Here is a 19,582-nt window from a genome sequence, read left to right as displayed (position 1 = left end):
GTTCGGTTCAGCTCCTATCGTCGGATCTCGCCATCTCTGGGCGGGGGCGGCGGGCCCGGGCGCGTGTCCAGCTCCGTCAGCGCGTCACGCAACCCCCGGTGCACATCCTCGTACACCTCCAGGTGTCCATCGATCGCAAGGTGGTCGGCGTCGGCCAGTCGCTCCAGGAGGGCATCGACGTCGGGATGCCCGGTCGGCGCCCGGTCCACACCGAGGGGCGCGGGGGCGGCGGGGTCGGTCTCGGGCGCCGGCTCGTGCTCCCCGCGGGGCCCCGGTGCGTCGGCCGTGCCGTGCGGGGCGGGTCCGGGGGTGGTGGGGGCCGCCGCGGGGCGCGGTCCCGCCAGGGGGCCCGGGGCGGCCGGGGGTCCGGGGTGCGGCACGGTGCCGGGGCGGGGCACGGTGCCGGATGGCGGTGCCGGGCGCGGGGGCGGGAAGGGCCTGGGCGCCTGCTGGGGTGCCGGGGTCGCGGCCGCGGGCCGTTCCTCCGGAAGCTCCTGGCCTGCCGTCGAGTCGCTCATGGTCCCGACGCTATCGCGTGCGACTGGGGTACGGTCGGTCACAATGGCGACAATTCAGCAGTGCCGTACCGCGCTCGACACACTCGCGGAGCGTCTGGCGTCCGCGGGCGGCGAGGTGCGCGGCGCCACCGCCGTGCAGCGCTCGGTGAGCTGCCACATCACGGACCTCGACACCACCTTCTCGGGCGCCCTCACCGACGGCCGGATCGAGGTGCAGGGCGCACGTCCCGGGCCGCCGCGGGAGCGTGCGGAGATCCGCCTGGCGATGACCGGCGACGACCTGGTGGCGCTGGTCGCCGGCGAGCTGAGCTTCCCGAGGGCGTGGGCCACCGGGCGGATCCATCTTGAGGCCGGCGTCCGCGACCTGCTGCGGTTGCGCAGCCTGATCTGAGCCTCGGTCACGTCCTGCCGGCGGGGCCGGGCCGGGCGGAGCGGGAGCCGGCGGGGGCCGGGTCGGGATCGGAGCCGGAGCCGGAGTCGGAGCCGGAGCTCGTGCCGGAGCCGGCGGGGTGCGGCCCGCCCGGCCCCTTGGTGACCGGACTCGGTTCCGCGGAGGCCGTTCGGCTCGGCTCCGCGGATGCCGTTCGGCTCGGCTCCGCGGAAGCCGTTCCGCTCGGCTCCGCGGAAGCCGTTCCGGGCTTGTCCGCGTCCCGGGCGTCCCGCGGCCTGCGTGCCGCCGGCACGACCAGCGGGGTGCCCGTCTCGGGGTCGTCGATGACCTGGCAGGCGAGGCCGAAGACGTCCCGGACGAGTTGCGCGGTCACGATGTCGGACGGCGCGCCCTCCGCGATGACCCGCCCCTCCCGCAGCGCGATGAGGTGGGTGGCGTACCGGGCGGCGTGGTTGAGGTCGTGCAGCACCGCCACCAGCGTTCTGCCCTGTTCCTCGTGCAGGTCGGCGCAGAGGTCGAGGACGTCGATCTGGTGCTGGATGTCCAGGTAGGTGGTGGGCTCGTCGAGCAGCAGCAGCGGAGTCTGCTGGGCGAGCGCCATGGCGATCCAGACGCGCTGGCGCTGCCCGCCGGAGAGCTCGTCCACGTAGCGGTCGGCGAGATCGTCGACCCTGGTCGACTCCATGGCCTCGCGCACGACGCGCTCGTCCTCGGACGACCACTGCCGCAGCAGCCCCTGGTGCGGGTAGCGGCCGCGTGCCACCAGGTCGCCGACCGTGATGCCGTCCGGCGCGACGGAGGTCTGCGGCAGCAGCCCGAGGGTCCGTGCGACCTTCTTCGCGGGCATCGACTGGATGACCTGCCCGTCGAGCAGCACGCGCCCCTGGGAGGGCCTGAGCATCCGTGAGAGCGCCCGCAGCAGTGTGGACTTGCCGCAGGCGTTGGGGCCCACGATCACCGTGAAGGAGTGGTCGGGTATCTCGACGGAGAGGTTCTCGGCGATGACGCGCTTGTCGTAGCCGAGGGTCACATCGTCGGTGATGAGCCGGTTCACGGGGACACGCTCCTGACGGCGATCGGTGGACGGCGGCACGGCGGCGGCCGCGGGGCGGCCGGGGCTCCCCCGGCTCATATGCGGCCCGCCCTGCGTTCGGTGACCAGCAGCCACAGCAGGTAGACGCCGCCCAGCACGCCGGTGACGGCGCCGACCGGCAACTGGTCGGCGCCGAAGACCCGCTGGGATCCCCAGTCGGCGACGACGAGCAGGGCGGCGCCCATGACGAGGGCAGGCAGCAGGTTCGGCCCGGGCGACCGGGTGAGCCGCCGGGCGAGCTGGGGGGCGGTGAGGGCGACGAAGCCGACCGGTCCGGCCGCCGCGGTGGCGGAGGCGGTGAGCAGGACGGCGGCCAGCATCAGCAGCAGCCGGGTGCGCTCGACGCGGACGCCCAGCGCCGCCGCGGCGTCGTCGCCCATCTCCAGCATCCGCAGCGGCCGGGCGTTCAGCAGCGCGAGGGGCACGAGGACGGCGCACAGCGCCAGCAGCGGCCACACCTGCTCCCAGCCCCGGCCGCCGAGCGACCCCGTCATCCAGACGACGGCCCGCGCCGCGTCCACGAGGTCGGCCTTGGTCAGCAGATAGCCGTTGACGGCGGTGAGCACCGCGGCGACGCCGATGCCGACCAGGACGAAGCGGTAGCCGTGCACGCCGCGCCGCCAGGCCAGCACGTAGATGAGCACGCCGGTCGCCAGGCCGCCGACGAGGGACCCGAGCGCGACGTCGACGGCGCTTCCCGAGAACAGCACGATCACCACCAGCGCCCCGGCCGTGGAGCCCTGCCCGAGGCCCAGCACGTCGGGGCTGCCCAGCGGGTTGCGGGAGACCGCCTGGAAGAGCGCTCCGGAGAGCCCCAGCGCGCCGCCCACCAGCAGCCCGACCAGCACCCGCGGCAGCCGCAGCTCGTGGATGACGAACTCCTGCGCGGGGTTGCCGCCTCCCGCGAGCGCGCGCAGCACGTCCGGTACGGGGATGGGGAAGTCGCCGGTGCCGATGAGGACGACGCTCGCGGCCAGCGCGGCGGCGGCCAGCAGCAGAACGACGGCCAGCGCGCGGACGTCGAAGCGCACGGACAGCCCGCCGCCGCGCACCCACCGGCTCCGGGTGGCTCTCACCGCCCCGGCACGGGTGGAGCGCTCGGGCGCCGAACGCGCGGGTGCGGTACGGGTGGCTTTCACGGTCGACCCCTCACAGTTGCGCCATCCTCCGCCGTCGAACGAGGTAGACGAAGACGGGCCCGCCGACGACCGCCGTGACGATGCCGACCTGGAGTTCCGCGGGCCGTGCCACCAGCCGCCCAATGACGTCGGAGCCCAGCAGCAGCACGGGTGCCAGGACGGTCGCGTACGGCAGGATCCAGCGCAGGTCCGGCCCCGTGAAGGAGCGCACGGCGTGCGGCACCATCAGCCCCACGAAGGCGATCGGCCCGCAGGCGGCGGTGGCCGCCCCGCACAGCAGCGTCGCCGCCAGCATGGACAGCGCGCGGGTGCGGGTGAGGTGGGCGCCGAGCGCGCGGGCCGTGTCGTCACCCATGGCCACGGCGTTCAACGGCCGGGCCAGGCCGAGCGCGAGGACGGTGCCGACCACGAGGAACGGCAGGACCTGGGTGATGGTGGCGGAGTTCGCGGAGGCCAGCGAGCCGACGGTCCAGAACCGCATCTTGCCGAGCGCCGCGTCATCCATGATCATCACGGCTTGCAGATAGCCGTAGAGCGCGGCGTTGACGGCGGTGCCCGCCAGCGCGAGCCGTACCGGGGTGGCGCTCCGGCTGCCGCCGAGCGCGTAGACGAGCACGCCGACCCCGGCGGCCCCCACGAACGCGAACCACACGTATCCGTTGAGGGAGCCGATCCCGAAGAACGTGAGGCCGGTGACGACGGCCGCGGCGGCGCCGGTGTTGATACCGAGCAGTCCGGGGTCGGCCAGCGGATTGCGGGTCAGCGCCTGGAGGACCGCGCCGGACAGGCCGAGCGCCGCCCCGGCGAGCAGTCCGAGGACGGTGCGCCACAACCGCTCGCCGACCACCACGTCCGTGTAGCTGCCGGAGTTCTGGAACAGCCCGTGCCAGACCTGCGTCAGGGACAGCGGATTCGCCCCGATCGCCAGACTGGCGCCGGCCACCAGCGCCAGCACGGCGACGGAGACGAGGAGGCCGATGCCGCGCACGGCTCGCCTCCCGCGGCGCGCGGGGGCGACTTCCGGCTGCTCCTCTGGGCGCTCCTCTGGGGGACTCTCGACCAACACGAAGGTTAGGTTAGCCTAACCGACTTTCGTGTTCGACTCCGCGTCCTTCGCCGCCTCGTCCCCGCCTGCTCGTCCCTGCCCTGCTCGTCTCTGCCCTGCTTGTTCCTGCCCTGCTTGTTCCTGCCCTGCTTGTTCCTGCCCGGCTTGTTCCTGCCCGGCTTGTGGCTGCCCTGCTTATGGCTGCCACTCTGTCCTTCCTTCCCGTCCCTACCCCGCTGCTCCACCCCCCTCTCCGCGCGCTCTCGGGTCCTTACCGCGGCCCTGGCCGCTTCTCCACGGCCCTCCGCTGCCTTCCGCCGCCTTTCCTGCCCTGGGCTCCTCTCCCCTGCTCACAGCGCCGTTCACAGCCCGAGCCGGGCCACCGCCTTCCCGCCGTCCAGACGGCAGCCGTCCTCCCCCGCGGCCGTCCAGGCGGCCGCGCAGAGGGCGCGCAGGCCGTCCAGCGGGGTGCCCTCGCCCTGGAGGTCGAGGTGCTGCCGGCCTGCCGAGGCCCGCCAACCCCCGCACCGGAACACCGCCTTCCCGCCGTCGTCCTCCTGGCCGACCTCGGGATGACCGGTCAGGACTCCGCGCAGGTCCGCGGCCACGTAGACGGGCCGGTGGTGGGGCGGTGCGGCCAGCAGCTGGGCCGGGTCGGTGACACCGGTCAGGACGAGCAGGGAGTCCACGTCGCCGTGGAAGGCGCCCTCGATGTCGGTGTCCAGCCGGTCGCCGATGACGAGGGGGCGCTGTGCTCCGGTGCGCAGGATGGTCTCCCGGTGCATCGGCGGCAGCGGCTTGCCGGCCACCTGGGGCTCGCCGCCGGTGACGATCCTGACGACCTCCACGGCCGCGCCGTTGCCCGGGGCGATGCCGCGGCCGCTCGGGATCGTCCGGTCGGTGTTGGACGCGAACCACGGCACCCCGCGCTGCACGGCGTAGCAGGCCTCCGCGAACCGCCCCCACGCCAGGTCCGGGCCGCCGTACCCCTGCACGACCGCGGCCGGGTCGTCGTCCGCGGACTCCACGGGCACCAGGCCGCGCTCCCGCAGGGCGACCCGCAGGCCCTCCCCGCCCACCACCAACACGCGTGCGCCCTGTGGCACCTGATCGCTGATCAACCGGGCCACGGCCTGTGCCGAGGTGATGACGTCGGATCCCTGCGCGGGCACGCCCAGCTCGGTGAGGTGCGCGGCCACGGTGTCGGGCGTCCGCAGGGCGTTGTTGGTCACGTAGGCGAGGTGCATGCCCGCGTCGCGCGCCGCGGTCAGGGAGCGCACGGCGTGGGGGATCGCCCGGCCGCCCGCGTACACGACCCCGTCCAGGTCGAGCAGTGCCGTGTCGTAGGCCCGGCTCAGCTCCCGCTCGCTGCCCGCGGGCCGCGTCCTGACCGTCTGGCTCATCACGTCTCGCCTCTCCCTCGCCCGTGCCCGGCCGCGCGACACGCCGACGGGCACCCTCGCCATGCCCGTTCGGGCACCCTGCTCTTCCGATCATTCCGTATGCCTGTGACAGCGCACGGCCCACTTACGATGCACGAATGAACTCTGCAGGTCCCGCTGAAAATCCAGCCCAGGACCAGGCGGGCGACGGGCTCGACCTGATCCCGTTCCGCGGCGTGCGCTACCACCCCGACCGGGTCCGGGGCCTCGCCGACGTCACGTCGCCGCCGTACGACGTGGTGGTACGCCCCGACGGTCTGCACCACCTGGAGTCCGCCGACCCGTACAACATCGTCAGGCTGATCCTCCCGCAGGCCCCGACGCCCGCCGAACGGGGCAGGCGCGCCGCGGACACCCTCCGCGACTGGCGCGCCGCGGGCATCCTCACCACCGATCCCGAGCCGGCCCTCTACGTCTACGAACAGCACACGGGGGATCAGTCGGGTGAGCTGGTGCAGCGGGGTGTCATCGGCGCGGTGCGGCTCTCCTCGCCCGCCGAAGGCGTGGTGCTGCCCCACGAGGACGTCATGCCGCAGCTCGTCGCGGACAGGGCCGAGCTGATGCGGGCGACGGCCGCCAACCTGGAGCCCCTGCTGCTGACGTACCGCGGCGACGGGGGCGGCGGCCTCCGGGACATCGTGGACGGTCCTGACGGGCTCCAGGACGCACGCCGGACGCCGGCGCGCCCGGTTAGGGGGACTGGCCCCGTGCCGGCGAGTGGCCCCGTATCGGGAAGTGGCCCCGTGTCGGGGAGCGGCATCGGGTCGAGGGGTGCTTCTGGAGAGCGTGCGTCCGGCGGGCTCGGGCGCAGGGACACCGCCGCCGTCATCGACGACACCGTGCGGCGCCCGCCGCTGCTCGCCACCACCACGGAGGACGGTGTCCGCCACCGCCTGTGGTCCGTCAGCGACCCGGAGCAGATCGCCGCGGTCCGCGCGGACCTCTCCCGCCACCAGGCCCTGATCGCGGACGGTCACCACCGCTGGGCCACGTACCTGACTCTACGCGCGGAGCACACCGTACCCGGGCCCTGGAACTACGGACTGGTCCTCCTCGTGGACACGGTGCGTTACCCGATGCGGGTACGTGCGATCCACCGCCTGCTGCACCGCCTGCCCGTCTCCGACGCGCTCGCCGCCCTCGACGGCCGCTTCCGGGTGCGCGAGGTCGACGGTCCGCTGGAGGACGCCATGGACACGCTCGCCAAGGCCCGCACGGACGGCAACGCCTTCCTGCTGGTGGGCGACGGCGCGTTCCACCTGGTCGACCGGCCCTCGCACGAGCTGCTGGACCGGCTCGTCCCCGAGGCACCGGTGGCCTGGCAGACCCTCGACGCCACGGTGCTCCACTCGGTCCTGCTCGACCACATCTGGCAGGTCCCGGACGCTCCCGAGCACGTCTCCTACATCCACGACACCGCGGCCACCGTCGCCAAGGCGGAGCGCGACGGTGGCACGGGCATCCTGATGCATCCGGTCCGCGAGGACGTGGTGCGCGACCTTGCGCGGCAAGGTGTGATGATGCCGCGCAAGTCGACGTCCTTCGGCCCGAAACCGGCCACGGGGCTGGTGCTTCGGGTGCTCACGGAGTGAGCACCGTCAACGTCTGAGCCTCGCGCCGTGGCCGCACGGCGGGTTGGAAGCGTGGGGAGTTGGGGGGCTTGGGACTGGGCGGGCTGGGAACCTACGCGTCCCGGCCGCGCCCATCCGCGTCCCGGTGGTCGGGTGCGGTCGTCCGGTCGTCGTCCGTGTCCCAGTCGTCGTCGGAGTCCTCCCGTGGGGAGGCTTCCGCTGCTGCGGCCTCGGGCTGCCCGGACGGGTCCTCGGCCTCTGGCTCCTCGTCCAGGTCGTCCCCGGCGGGAGACTGCTCGTCCCGAGGATCGTCGGCCTGGGGACGGTCAGCCTGGGGCTGGGCGGCCTGAGGCTGAGCGGCCTCGGCTTCGGCTTCCTGTTCTGTCTCCTCGTCGAAGGTCTCGTCGAGGGCGTCCGTGAACTCGATGCCGTCCAGCTCGGCGAGCCGGTCGGAGGCGTCGGTGGTGCCGTCCCGGTCGGACTCGACGGCTTTGGCGAACCAGTCCCGTGCCTCCTCGTCCCGGCCCGCCGCGAGCAGCGCGTCGGCGTAGGCGTAGCGCAGGCGCGCGGTCCACGGCTGGATCGAGTTCGAGGCCAGTTCCGGGCTCTGCAACGTCACGATGGCGGCGTCGAGTTGGCCGAGGTCGCGGCGGGCACCGGCGGCCACCAGCCGCATCTCGACCTGGCCGGCCTTGTCGAGCTTGCCGACCTCGGGGGCACCCGCCATGTCGAGAGCCTTCTCGGGCCGGCCGAGACCGCGCTCGCTGTCAGCCATGAGGGGCCACAAGTCGACATTGCCGGTCATCCGCCGGGCGGCCCGGAACTCGGCCAGCGCCTCGCCGTAGAGCTGGTTCGCGTATGCGGCGAAACCGGCGGCCTCACGCACGGCCGCCACACGGGACGCCAGCCGCAGTGCGACCTTGGCATAACCGTAGGCGCGTTCGGGCTCGTCGTCGATCAGCCGCGCGACCATGACGAGGTTCTTCGCGACATCGTCGGCGAGTGTCTTCGGCAGGCTCTGGAGTTCCTGCCGCACCTCCCTGTCGACCTCTTCTCCGGTGACGTCCTCAGGGATGGGCAGGCGCTGGATGGGCTCGCGGTCGCGGCCCCTGTCCCGGTCGCGGTCATCACGGAACCTGTCGCCACCACGGTGGTCCCCACGCCGCTCTCCGCGCCAGTCTCCACCGCGTCCGTCACGGCTGTCCCGGCTGTCCCTGCCGTCCCGGCCACGGAAGCCGCCAGGGCGGCCACCACGGCTGTCGTCCCGGCGGAAACCACCCCGGCTGTCGTCGCGCCTGTCGTCACGGGTGCGGTACTCGCCTGTACGTCCACCACGGGCGTCGTCGCGTCGGAAGCCGCCCCGGTCGTCGCGGCCGTGGTCCCGGCTGTCACGGGTGTCACGGTGATCGTCCCGCCGCTGCTCGTGCCGGCCGGTGTCACCGGCGCGTTCGGAACGCCGGTCATCGCGACGGAAGCCGCCCCGGTACCCATCACCGCGGGGCCCGCCCCGATCATCACGGCGACCGTCACGATCGTCACGGCGGAAACCACCGCGATCGTCACGACGGCCGTCACGGTCATCACGCCGGAAACCGACACGGTCATCACGACGGAAGCCGCTCTGCTCGTCACGGCGGAACCCCCCGCGGTCATCGCGTCGGCCGTCACGGGCGTCACGGTCATCACGGCGGAAACCGCCACGATCGTCACGACGGCCGTCACGATCGTCACGCCGGAACCCACCACGATCATCGCGCCGGAACCCACCGCGATCGTCACGACGGCCGTCACGGTCATCACGCCGGAAACCACCACGGTCATCGCGTCGGCCGTCACGGTCATCACGCCGGAAACCGCCACGATCGTCACGTCGACCATCACGATCGTCACGCCGGAAACCACCACGGTCGTCACGTCGGTCATCGCGGCGGAAGCCACCCCGCCCGGCGTGGTCGCCGTCGCGCCGGAATCCCGGGCGGTCGTCCCTGCGGTGGGCCGGACGGTCTCCGTCCCCGCGGTAGCCACGGCCCTCGGCTCCGCCGGGGCGCCGCTCGGAACCGTACCGGTCGCCCTGCTGTCCGCCGCTGTACCGGTCGTCGCGACGGGGTCCCGCGGGTCGGTCGTCACGGCGGAAGGGCGGACGTCCGCCACGGTCCTGGAAGCCCCGGTCGCGGTCGTCGCGACCGCGGTTGCCGCCGTGGTCGCCGTCGCGGCGAGCGTCCCCGTGGCCGCCACGGTCGCCGCGGTCGCGGTCACCGCCTCGGTTGCGGTCTGGGCGCTGCCCGAAGCCGCCTCGCTCATCATCGCGTCGGGGCCGAGCCCGGTAACCGTCGCGGTCACCACCGTCCCGGCGGCGCTGCTCACGCTCCGGACGGTCGTCGGGAGAGTTGGCGGACATCACTGACTCCTGTCGTCACTACCACGGTCATTCTTACGCAGCCGAGCACATGAACGGCGCCCGAAAAAACAAAAGGACCCTTGGTCCCAGCGTGAACGCTGGGACCAAGGGTCCTCCAAAGATTGTTCGGCGGCGTCCTACTCTCCCACAGGGTCCCCCCTGCAGTACCATCGGCGCTGAAAGGCTTAGCTTCCGGGTTCGGAATGTAACCGGGCGTTTCCCTCTCGCTATGGCCACCGAAACCCTATCAGTCACCCCGTTTATAAACAGGGTATCGAACAGGGCCAGCGAACAAGCACACTTTTCAATTGATAAGTGAAGCCGTTCAGCCGACACGACCGTTCGTTGTCTGAGAACCAACACAGTGAACGCGAGCACCTGAGGACAAGCCCTCGGCCTATTAGTACCAGTCACCTCCACCCCTCACAGGGCTTCCAGACCTGGCCTATCAACCCAGTCGTCTACTGGGAGCCTTACCCCATCAAGTGGGTGGGAGCCCTCATCTCGAAGCAGGCTTCCCGCTTAGATGCTTTCAGCGGTTATCCCTCCCGAACGTAGCCAACCAGCCATGCCCTTGGCAGAACAACTGGCACACCAGAGGTTCGTCCGTCCCGGTCCTCTCGTACTAGGGACAGCCCTTCTCAAGACTCCTACGCGCACAGCGGATAGGGACCGAACTGTCTCACGACGTTCTAAACCCAGCTCGCGTACCGCTTTAATGGGCGAACAGCCCAACCCTTGGGACCGACTCCAGCCCCAGGATGCGACGAGCCGACATCGAGGTGCCAAACCATCCCGTCGATATGGACTCTTGGGGAAGATCAGCCTGTTATCCCCGGGGTACCTTTTATCCGTTGAGCGACGGCGCTTCCACAAGCCACCGCCGGATCACTAGTCCCGACTTTCGTCCCTGCTCGACCCGTCAGTCTCACAGTCAAGCTCCCTTGTGCACTTACACTCAACACCTGATTACCAACCAGGCTGAGGGAACCTTTGGGCGCCTCCGTTACCCTTTAGGAGGCAACCGCCCCAGTTAAACTACCCATCAGACACTGTCCCTGATCCGGATCACGGACCCAGGTTAGACATCCAGCACGACCAGAGTGGTATTTCAACAACGACTCCACGAACACTGGCGTGCCCGCATCACAGTCTCCCACCTATCCTACACAAGCCGAACCGAACACCAATATCAAACTATAGTAAAGGTCCCGGGGTCTTTCCGTCCTGCTGCGCGAAACGAGCATCTTTACTCGTACTGCAATTTCACCGGGCCTATGGTTGAGACAGTCAAGAAGTCGTTACGCCATTCGTGCAGGTCGGAACTTACCCGACAAGGAATTTCGCTACCTTAGGATGGTTATAGTTACCACCGCCGTTTACTGGCGCTTAAGTTCTCAGCCTCGCCCACCCGAAAGTGAGCTAACCGGTCCCCTTAACGTTCCAGCACCGGGCAGGCGTCAGTCCGTATACATCGCCTTACGGCTTCGCACGGACCTGTGTTTTTAGTAAACAGTCGCTTCTCGCTGGTCTCTGCGGCCACCCCCAGCTCAAGGAGTAAATCCCATCACCAGGAACGGCCCCCCTTCTCCCGAAGTTACGGGGGCATTTTGCCGAGTTCCTTAACCATAGTTCACCCGAACGCCTCAGTATTCTCTACCAGACCACCTGAGTCGGTTTAGGGTACGGGCCGCCACAAAACTCGCTAGAGGCTTTTCTCGACAGCATAGGATCATCCACTTCACCACAATCGGCTCGGCATCAGGCCTCACCCACAAAGTGTGCGGATTTACCTACACACCGGGCTACACCCTTACCCCGGGACAACCACCGCCCGGGATGGACTACCTTCCTGCGTCACCCCATCACTCACCTACTAACCGCTTGGACCGGCGGCTCCACCACTTTCCCCGACGGTAAACCGACAGGGAACGGCTTCACGGCCTTAGCATCACGATGCTCGATGTTTGACGCTTCATAGCGGGTACCGGAATATCAACCGGTTATCCATCGACTACGCCTGTCGGCCTCGCCTTAGGTCCCGACTTACCCTGGGCAGATCAGCTTGACCCAGGAACCCTTAGTCAATCGGCGCACACGTTTCCCACGTGTGAATCGCTACTCATGCCTGCATTCTCACTCGTGAACCATCCACAACTACCTTCCGGCGCTGCTTCACCCGGCACACGACGCTCCCCTACCCATCACAACACCCGTTAAGGCTCATGCTGCAATGACACGACTTCGGCGGTATGCTTGAGCCCCGCTACATTATCGGCGCGGAATCACTAGACCAGTGAGCTATTACGCACTCTTTCAAGGATGGCTGCTTCTAAGCCAACCTCCTGGTTGTCTCTGCGACTCCACATCCTTTCCCACTTAGCACACGCTTAGGGGCCTTAGTCGATGCTCTGGGCTGTTTCCCTCTCGACCATGGAGCTTATCCCCCACAGTCTCACTGCCGCGCTCTCACTTACCGGCATTCGGAGTTTGGCTAAGGTCAGTAACCCGGTAAGGCCCATCGCCTATCCAGTGCTCTACCTCCGGCAAGAAACACACGACGCTGCACCTAAATGCATTTCGGGGAGAACCAGCTATCACGGAGTTTGATTGGCCTTTCACCCCTAACCACAGGTCATCCCCCAGGTTTTCAACCCTGGTGGGTTCGGTCCTCCACGACCTCTTACAGCCGCTTCAACCTGCCCATGGCTAGATCACTCCGCTTCGGGTCTTGAACACGCTACTCAACGCCCTCTTCGGACTCGCTTTCGCTACGGCTCCCCCACAACAGGTTAACCTCGCAACATGCCGCAAACTCGCAGGCTCATTCTTCAAAAGGCACGCAGTCACGACTAACAGGAACAAATCCCGTCAGCGACGCTCCCACGGCTTGTAGGCACACGGTTTCAGGTACTATTTCACTCCCCTCCCGGGGTACTTTTCACCATTCCCTCACGGTACTATCCGCTATCGGTCACCAGGGAATATTTAGGCTTAGCGGGTGGTCCCGCCAGATTCACACAGGATTTCTCGGGCCCCATGCTACTCGGGAAACTCTCAAACAAGTCGCAGACATTTCAGCTACGGGGGTCTTACCCTCTACGCCGGGCCTTTCGCATGCCCTTCGCCTACATCCACGATTTCTAACTTGCCTCACGACCGGCAGATCATGAAAGAAAGCTCCCACAACCCCCAAGACGCAACCCCTGCCGGGTCTCACACGCCCAAGGTTTAGCCTCATCCAGTTTCGCTCGCCACTACTCCCGGAATCACGGTTGTTTTCTCTTCCTGCGGGTACTGAGATGTTTCACTTCCCCGCGTTCCCTCCACACTGCCTATGAGTTCAGCAGCGGGTGACAGCCCATAACGACTGCCGGGTTACCCCATTCGGACACCCCCGGATCAAAGCTCGGTTGACAGCTCCCCGGGGCCTATCGCGGCCTCCCACGTCCTTCATCGGTTCCTGGTGCCAAGGCATCCACCGTGCGCCCTTAAAAACTTGGCCACAGATGCTCGCGTTCACTGTGCAGTTCTCAAACAACGACCAACCACCCACCACCCCAAGCAACAGCCTGAGTTCACCGGGGCCGGCAACCGAAAACACAACCACCACGTGGCCGTGCCCTCAGACACCCAACAGCGTGCTCAACACCTCAAGCCCTCGTAGTCCACGTTCCACGCCTCACAAGGAAGCAGTACTAGCGGCCCGAGCCGACTCAAGATGCCGAATAGTCAACGTTCCACCCATGAGCGAACCAGCATCGAACACTCCCCGATGTACTGGCCTCTGCGTCGGTCTAAGCCGACGTGGAGTGCTCCTTAGAAAGGAGGTGATCCAGCCGCACCTTCCGGTACGGCTACCTTGTTACGACTTCGTCCCAATCGCCAGTCCCACCTTCGACGACTCCCTCCCACAAGGGGTTGGGCCACCGGCTTCGGGTGTTACCGACTTTCGTGACGTGACGGGCGGTGTGTACAAGGCCCGGGAACGTATTCACCGCAGCAATGCTGATCTGCGATTACTAGCGACTCCGACTTCATGGGGTCGAGTTGCAGACCCCAATCCGAACTGAGACCGGCTTTTTGAGATTCGCTCCACCTCACGGCATCGCAACTCATTGTACCGGCCATTGTAGCACGTGTGCAGCCCAAGACATAAGGGGCATGATGACTTGACGTCGTCCCCACCTTCCTCCGAGTTGACCCCGGCGGTCTCCCGTGAGTCCCCAGCACCACAAGGGCCTGCTGGCAACACGGGACAAGGGTTGCGCTCGTTGCGGGACTTAACCCAACATCTCACGACACGAGCTGACGACAGCCATGCACCACCTGTACACCGACCACAAGGGGGACCGTGTCTCCACGGTTTTCCGGCGTATGTCAAGCCTTGGTAAGGTTCTTCGCGTTGCGTCGAATTAAGCCACATGCTCCGCCGCTTGTGCGGGCCCCCGTCAATTCCTTTGAGTTTTAGCCTTGCGGCCGTACTCCCCAGGCGGGGCACTTAATGCGTTAGCTGCGGCACGGACGACGTGGAATGTCGCCCACACCTAGTGCCCACCGTTTACGGCGTGGACTACCAGGGTATCTAATCCTGTTCGCTCCCCACGCTTTCGCTCCTCAGCGTCAGTATCGGCCCAGAGATCCGCCTTCGCCACCGGTGTTCCTCCTGATATCTGCGCATTTCACCGCTACACCAGGAATTCCGATCTCCCCTACCGAACTCAAGCATGCCCGTATCGACTGCAGACCCGGAGTTAAGCCCCGGGCTTTCACAACCGACGCGACACGCCGCCTACGAGCTCTTTACGCCCAATAATTCCGGACAACGCTTGCGCCCTACGTATTACCGCGGCTGCTGGCACGTAGTTAGCCGGCGCTTCTTCTGCAAGTACCGTCACCCTAAGGCTTCTTCCCTGCTGAAAGAGGTTTACAACCCGAAGGCCGTCATCCCCCACGCGGCGTCGCTGCATCAGGCTTGCGCCCATTGTGCAATATTCCCCACTGCTGCCTCCCGTAGGAGTCTGGGCCGTGTCTCAGTCCCAGTGTGGCCGGTCGCCCTCTCAGGCCGGCTACCCGTCGTCGCCTTGGTAGGCCATCACCCCACCAACAAGCTGATAGGCCGCGGGCCCATCCTTCACCGCCGGAGCTTTCCACACCAGAAGATGCCTCCCAGTGTCCTATCCGGTATTAGACCCCGTTTCCAGGGCTTGTCCCAGAGTGAAGGGCAGATTGCCCACGTGTTACTCACCCGTTCGCCACTAATCCCCGACCGAAGCCGGATCATCGTTCGACTTGCATGTGTTAAGCACGCCGCCAGCGTTCGTCCTGAGCCAGGATCAAACTCTCCGTGAATGTCTTCCCACCAACGGTGGGTCACACATCACGAGAGCGGTGCAGGAAGCGGAATACAACTTCCCGCACACAGCGTCCTCGCTGTGTTCTTGTTACTTCAAAGGAACCACGTCACCACAAAGACCCAATGCAAGCATCTTCGGGTAGACGGGGTATCAACATATCTGGCGTTGACTTTTAGCACGCTGTTGAGTTCTCAAGGAACGGACACTTCCTTCGTACTCACCACGAAAACCTACTTCGCGGCTTTCCTCCGGGCGTTTCCCTTCGGCTTTTCCGACTCTATCAGATCCTTCGGACCCGATTTCCCCGGCCGGAACAGGGGCGTCTTAATCGGCCTCGCGGCCTTTCGACATTCACTACGTTATCCGATCCCCGGGGCGGTCCCCGGAACGGGGTCTCTGCCCTTCATGGACGCGTGAATTCGGCATGCCGATTACGCACCCGCTGAGGGAGTCGTAGGTAGTGGTTTTGCCGCTTCCGGCTGCTGACTGAAAGCCGTAGCCGGTTCCAGCGGCTCGATCTACATTACGGGTCCATGGCGGGCGCGTCAAGTTCTGCGCTTGCGGGGCGTGTGCGGCCGGTACGGGCTGACCGTGGGGTCGCCGTCGATCCAGAAGCGCCAGGGGTGGACCCCGCCCGCTCCCGACACGCCTGTGCGTGGACCGTTGCGCACGCGGTCGGCATCACACGGGTTCCCGTTGAGGAGTTGGAGCGGGGCATCGGGTCCCCCACAGAGGTCCGTGCCGTTGAGGGCGCGGTCCACGTCGAGGGCCGTCGCCAGCCTGGCCGGGCCCTTGGCCAGTTCCCTGTCGTGCCGGGCCGAGGGCCTGCGTAGACGGGCCAGCTCGGCGCCTTCCACGATCTCCCCGGCCCGCAGGAGGACCCCGCTCGCGTGGTTCTCGGGTCCGCAGACGACGTTGAGGCAGAACCACATGCCGTACGTGAAGTAGACGTATGCGTGTCCCGGGGGGCCGAACATCACTTCGTTGCGGGCCGTCCGCCCGCGGTAGGCGTGCGACCCGGGATCCACCTCGCCCGCGTAGGCCTCCACCTCGGTGAGGAGGAGCTCGATCGGGCCCTCGGGGGTGTTGCGTACGAGCAGGCGTCCCAAGAGGCCCTTGGCCACGTCCAGCACAGGCCGGTCGAGGAACTCCCGCGCGAGGGGCGTACGGTCAGGGGCCACGATCATGGGGTCCGAGCCTAGTCCACGACGCGCGCCCGATCAGAGCGCGCGGTGACCCGCCGGCTGCCAGGATGAGTGCGCGCAACCGGACGCGGCCGGTTGGCGTATACGGATCAAGAAACAGGTTGGCAGACCACAGGCGCGGCCTGGGGAGGAGAGACATGGGGTTCAAGAGGCTGCTTGCGAGTCTGGGCGCGGGCGGGGCTTCGGTGGAGACGGTGCTCAACGACGCCAACGTCGTGCCCGGTGGTGTGGTCCAGGGTGAGGTGCGGATCCAGGGCGGCACCGTCAGCCAGGAGATCCAGGGTCTGTCGGTCGGCCTCCAGGCCAAGGTCGAGGTCGAGGGCGGAGACCAGGAGTACAAGCAGAACATCGAGTTCACCAAGGTGCGGCTCGGCGGGGCCTTCCAGCTCCAGGCGGAGGCGGTGCACGCGGTGCCGTTCGGTCTGGAGATCCCCTGGGAGACGCCGATCACCAGCTTCTCCGGGCACGCGCTGCACGGTATGCACATCGGGGTGTCGACCGAGCTTCAGATCGCCCACGCGGTCGATTCCGGCGATCTCGATCCGATCACGGTTCACCCGCTGCCGGCCCAGCAGGCGATCCTGGACTCCTTCGGGAGGCTCGGGTTCCACTTCAAGAACGCGGACATGGAGCGCGGCCACATCCGGGGTACCCGGCAGCAGCTGCCCTTCTACCAGGAGATCGAGTTCTTCCCGCCGCAGCAGTACCGGGGGCTGAACCAGGTCGAGCTGAGCTTCGTGGCGGACGACCGGGAGATGGACGTCATCCTGGAGATGGACAAGAAGCCGGGGCTCTTCAGTGAGGGCAGCGACACCTTCAAGTCGTTCGTGGTGGGGCTGCACGACTTCCACACGACGGACTGGGCCGCCTATCTGAACCAGTGGATCTCGGAGGTCGGTAGCCGCCGCAACTGGTTCTAGGTCCTAGGCTCGGCTCCGTAAGTCGTACCTGATCTGGAGGTGCCGTTGTGACCGATCCCAAGAGGCCGCCCCTTCCCCATGAATTCCTTCCCCAGGTGCCCGCCTTCACCGTGGTGAGCGAGGACGTGGCGGAAGGAGCGACGCTGGGGGACGCGCAGGTCTACGCGAGCGGGAACACCTCGCCGCAGCTGCGGTGGGAGGGGTTCCCGGCTGAGACCAAGAGCTTCGCCGTCACCTGCTACGACCCGGACGCCCCCACGGGCAGCGGGTTCTGGCACTGGGTCCTCTTCGACATCCCGGCCACCGTCACGGAGTTGCCCGCCGGTGCGGGCACCGGGGCGTTCCAGGGGCTGCCGAGCGGCGCGACCCAGGCGCGGAACGACTACGGCACCAGGGACTTCGGCGGTGCCGCGCCGCCCGCCGGCGACCCAGCGCACCGCTACGTCTTCACCGTGTACGCCGTGGACCAGGAGAAGCTGGGACCGGACGCCGACGCGACGCCGGCGTTCGTCGGGTTCAACCTGCGTTTCCACACCCTGGCGCGGGCCCAGCTCGTCGGCGAGTACGCGGCGCCGGCTGCGGGATGACACGCCTTCGCTGAGGCGGCCGTCCCGCGGTCCGGTGACCGTTCGCCCTGGGAGTGGCTGTCTCGGTGGACGATGTGACCGGGTGGGCCGTGCCCGTCAGGACGGGCACGGTTCACCCAACATTCGCCCGCCTTCGACCTTGGGATTGGTCGGAGGTGGGCATCTTTTATTGCGTTGTCCATCCCGGCGCGCCCGGCCAGAGTTGATCCCAGCCCGCCAGGCGGCGGGCCGGTCATACGGGAGGTGGGTGTGCGGGACACGCTGGTGCTCAATGCGAGCTTCGAGCCGCTGTCGACTGTGACCTTGAACCGTGCCGTCGTGCTGGTGTTGCAGGACAAGGCGGTCGTCGAGCAGGCCCACCCCGCGCTGCGGGTGCGTGCCGCGGCCGTGGACCTTCCGATGCCGCGGGTGATCAGGCTCTGCCGCTACGTACGGGTGCCCTTCCGAAGACGCGCTCCGTGGTCGAGGCGGGGTGTGCTGGTGCGCGATCAGCACAGGTGCGCGTACTGCGGCAGGCGGGCGACCACCGTCGACCACGTGGTGCCTCGTTCCGCGGGTGGCGCGGACTCCTGGCTGAACACGGTGGCGTCCTGTGCCGAGGACAACCACCGCAAGGCGAACCGCACACCGGAGGAGGCGGGGATGAAGCTGCTGCGGCAGCCCTTCGAGCCGACTCCCGCCGATGCGATGCTGCTGACGCTGGGCCGTCAGGAGCGCGAGACGCTGCCGGAGTGGCTGGGCAGGCCGGCTCCTCAGCCGGCGGCCAAGCCCGCTCCTCAGCCGGCGGCCTAGAGAGGCCGGGCGGCGGCCTGGAAGACGTGTGCAGCCCCTCGCCGGGGACCGGCGGGGGGCTGCTCCGCGTTGCGCTGTTGCTTCGGGGCGGTCGCCGGCCGGTGGCACCGGTCTGCGCCCTCGGGCGCCGCGTCAGTCGATGGGCGGCTGCTCGCGCAGTTCCTTGCCGTTGGCCGCGGTGGGGCCGCCGGACATGGGGCCGAGGTTGCCGACGGCGCCGGAGAGGCCCTTGAGGGCGTCGCCGATCTCGCTGGGCACGATCCACAGCTTGTTCGCGTCGCCCTCGGCGATCTTCGGGAGCATCTGGAGGTACTGGTACGAGAGCAGCTTCTCGTCCGGGTCTCCGGCGTGGATGGACTCGAAGACCGTGCGGATGGCCTGGGCCTCGCCCTCGGCGCGGAGCGCGGCCGCCCTGGCCTCACCCTCGGCGCGCAGGATCGCGGACTGCTTCTCGCCCTCGGCGCGCAGGATCTCGGACTGCCGGACACCCTCGGCCTGGAGGATCGCTGCGCGCTTGTCCCGGTCGGCGCGCATCTGCTTCTCCATGGAGTCCTGGATGGACGTGGGGGGCTCGATGGCCTTGAGCTCGACGCGGTTGACGCGGATGCCCCACTTGCCCGTCGCCTCGTCGAGGACGCCGCGCAGGGCGGCGTTGATCTCCTCGCGGGAGGTGAGGGTGCGCTCCAGGTCCATGCCACCGATGATGTTGCGGAGGGTGGTGACGGTGAGCTGCTCGATGGCCTGGATGTAGCTGGCGACCTCGTAGGTCGCGGCGCGTGCGTCGGTCACCTGGTAGTAGATGACCGTGTCGATGTTGACGACCAGGTTGTCCTGGGTGATCACCGGCTGCGGCGGGAAGGGCACGACCTGTTCACGCAGGTCGATGCGGTTCCTGATGGTGTCGATGAAGGGCACGACGATGTTGAGGCCGGCGTTGAGCGTGCGGGTGTAGCGGCCGAAGCGCTCGACGATGGCGGCGCTCGCCTGGGGGATGACTTGGATCGTCTTGATCAGGGCGATGAAGACCAGCACCACCAGAATGATCAGGACGATGATGATTGGTTCCATCGTGGTTGCCCGTACCCTTCATGCCTCGGCTTTTCCGGAAGATCCGTGCTTCTTTT

At 67.8% G+C, this 19,582-nt stretch carries 12 protein-coding genes, 3 rRNA genes and 2 pseudogenes; 5 read left to right on the top strand and 12 right to left on the bottom strand.

The window, feature by feature from the left end:
* Nucleotides 1-14: 14 nt before the first annotated feature.
* Entirely contained in the window at nt 15-344 is a 330-nt protein-coding gene (locus Sm713_RS40525; RefSeq protein WP_374196054.1) for a hypothetical protein, read from the bottom strand.
* A gap of 217 nt (nt 345-561) precedes the next feature.
* On the opposite strand from Sm713_RS40525, the gene Sm713_RS20080 reads away from it, so the two are divergent.
* Nucleotides 562-909 carry a sterol-binding protein gene (locus Sm713_RS20080; RefSeq protein ID WP_212910956.1) on the top strand — a complete coding sequence of 116 codons (348 nt, stop codon included), beginning with the start codon at nt 562-564 and terminating at the stop codon, nt 907-909.
* A 268-nt stretch (nt 910-1,177) separates the two neighbouring features.
* Here Sm713_RS20080 and Sm713_RS20075 read toward each other — a convergent pair.
* The 4 genes and pseudogenes from Sm713_RS20075 to Sm713_RS20060 all read right to left on the bottom strand — a co-directional run.
* Nucleotides 1,178-1,963: pseudogene (locus Sm713_RS20075) on the bottom strand (ABC transporter ATP-binding protein); the annotation flags it as partial.
* A gap of 74 nt (nt 1,964-2,037) precedes the next feature.
* The gene (locus Sm713_RS20070; RefSeq protein WP_249416640.1) at nt 2,038-3,078 is read right to left on the bottom strand and encodes an iron chelate uptake ABC transporter family permease subunit; all 1,041 of its coding nucleotides are present in this window, start codon (nt 3,076-3,078) and stop codon (nt 2,038-2,040) included.
* Nucleotides 3,079-3,151: 73 nt separating this feature from the next.
* Nucleotides 3,152-4,207, bottom strand: coding sequence for an iron ABC transporter permease (locus Sm713_RS20065; protein ID WP_212910954.1), 1,056 nt, complete (start codon nt 4,205-4,207; stop codon nt 3,152-3,154).
* A 341-nt stretch (nt 4,208-4,548) separates the two neighbouring features.
* Entirely contained in the window at nt 4,549-5,589 is a 1,041-nt protein-coding gene (locus tag Sm713_RS20060) for an HAD hydrolase-like protein (protein ID WP_212910953.1), read from the bottom strand.
* Nucleotides 5,590-5,726: 137 nt separating this feature from the next.
* On the opposite strand from Sm713_RS20060, the gene Sm713_RS20055 reads away from it, so the two are divergent.
* Nucleotides 5,727-7,220 carry a DUF1015 family protein gene (locus tag Sm713_RS20055; protein WP_212910952.1) on the top strand — a complete coding sequence of 498 codons (1,494 nt, stop codon included), beginning with the start codon at nt 5,727-5,729 and terminating at the stop codon, nt 7,218-7,220.
* A 91-nt stretch (nt 7,221-7,311) separates the two neighbouring features.
* Here Sm713_RS20055 and Sm713_RS20050 read toward each other — a convergent pair whose 3' ends face one another.
* The 6 genes and pseudogenes from Sm713_RS20050 to Sm713_RS20025 all read right to left on the bottom strand — a co-directional run bounded on the left by Sm713_RS20050 (nt 7,312) and on the right by Sm713_RS20025 (nt 16,141).
* A complete protein-coding gene (locus tag Sm713_RS20050; RefSeq protein WP_249416639.1) occupies nt 7,312-8,235 on the bottom strand; it encodes a tetratricopeptide repeat protein in 924 nt (307 codons plus the stop codon).
* A 105-nt stretch (nt 8,236-8,340) separates the two neighbouring features.
* Nucleotides 8,341-9,597, bottom strand: a pseudogene (locus Sm713_RS41710) (hypothetical protein); the annotation flags it as partial.
* 124 nt (nt 9,598-9,721) lie between these two features.
* Nucleotides 9,722-9,838, bottom strand: a 5S ribosomal RNA gene (gene rrf / locus Sm713_RS20040).
* Nucleotides 9,839-9,977: 139 nt separating this feature from the next.
* Nucleotides 9,978-13,102: ribosomal RNA gene (locus Sm713_RS20035) — 23S ribosomal RNA — on the bottom strand.
* Between the two features lie 318 nt (nt 13,103-13,420).
* Nucleotides 13,421-14,949 (bottom strand): 16S ribosomal RNA (locus tag Sm713_RS20030).
* Together the 16S, 23S and 5S rRNA genes form the textbook arrangement of a ribosomal RNA operon.
* Before the next feature lie 550 nt (nt 14,950-15,499).
* Nucleotides 15,500-16,141, bottom strand: coding sequence for a DNA-3-methyladenine glycosylase (locus Sm713_RS20025; RefSeq protein ID WP_212910950.1), 642 nt, complete (start codon nt 16,139-16,141; stop codon nt 15,500-15,502).
* 155 nt (nt 16,142-16,296) lie between these two features.
* On the opposite strand from Sm713_RS20025, the gene Sm713_RS20020 reads away from it, so the two are divergent.
* From Sm713_RS20020 to Sm713_RS20010, 3 genes are all read left to right on the top strand, one after another.
* Entirely contained in the window at nt 16,297-17,079 is a 783-nt protein-coding gene (locus Sm713_RS20020; protein WP_212910949.1) for a sporulation protein, read from the top strand.
* A gap of 47 nt (nt 17,080-17,126) precedes the next feature.
* The gene (locus Sm713_RS20015) at nt 17,127-17,666 is read left to right on the top strand and encodes a YbhB/YbcL family Raf kinase inhibitor-like protein (RefSeq protein ID WP_212910948.1); all 540 of its coding nucleotides are present in this window, start codon (nt 17,127-17,129) and stop codon (nt 17,664-17,666) included.
* 249 nt (nt 17,667-17,915) lie between these two features.
* On the top strand, nt 17,916-18,458 hold the full coding sequence (locus tag Sm713_RS20010; RefSeq protein WP_212910947.1) for an HNH endonuclease: 543 nt from the start codon (nt 17,916-17,918) through the stop codon (nt 18,456-18,458).
* Nucleotides 18,459-18,590: 132 nt separating this feature from the next.
* Here Sm713_RS20010 and Sm713_RS20005 read toward each other — a convergent pair whose 3' ends face one another.
* Nucleotides 18,591-19,526, bottom strand: a complete 936-nt coding sequence (locus tag Sm713_RS20005) for an SPFH domain-containing protein (protein WP_212910946.1) — start codon at nt 19,524-19,526, stop codon at nt 18,591-18,593.
* Nucleotides 19,527-19,582: the final 56 nt, after the last annotated feature.

This window comes from Streptomyces sp. TS71-3 (genome assembly GCF_018327685.1).
GTDB lineage: Bacteria > Actinomycetota > Actinomycetes > Streptomycetales > Streptomycetaceae > Streptomyces.
Note: the sequence above shows the minus strand (reverse complement) of the source record. Positions and strands in the feature narration are given on the sequence as shown.

What these genes read in the sequence shown, in the direction of transcription:
- Sm713_RS20005 (WP_212910946.1), bottom strand. Translation starts at nt 19,526, where the DNA reads ATGGAACCAATCATCATCGTCCTGATCATTCTGGTGGTGCTGGTCTTC.
- Sm713_RS20060 (WP_212910953.1), bottom strand. Translation starts at nt 5,589, where the DNA reads ATGAGCCAGACGGTCAGGACGCGGCCCGCGGGCAGCGAGCGGGAGCTG.
- Sm713_RS20020 (WP_212910949.1), top strand. Translation starts at nt 16,297, where the DNA reads ATGGGGTTCAAGAGGCTGCTTGCGAGTCTGGGCGCGGGCGGGGCTTCG.
- Sm713_RS20025 (WP_212910950.1), bottom strand. Translation starts at nt 16,141, where the DNA reads ATGATCGTGGCCCCTGACCGTACGCCCCTCGCGCGGGAGTTCCTCGAC.
- Sm713_RS20055 (WP_212910952.1), top strand. Translation starts at nt 5,727, where the DNA reads ATGAACTCTGCAGGTCCCGCTGAAAATCCAGCCCAGGACCAGGCGGGC.
- Sm713_RS20080 (WP_212910956.1), top strand. Translation starts at nt 562, where the DNA reads ATGGCGACAATTCAGCAGTGCCGTACCGCGCTCGACACACTCGCGGAG.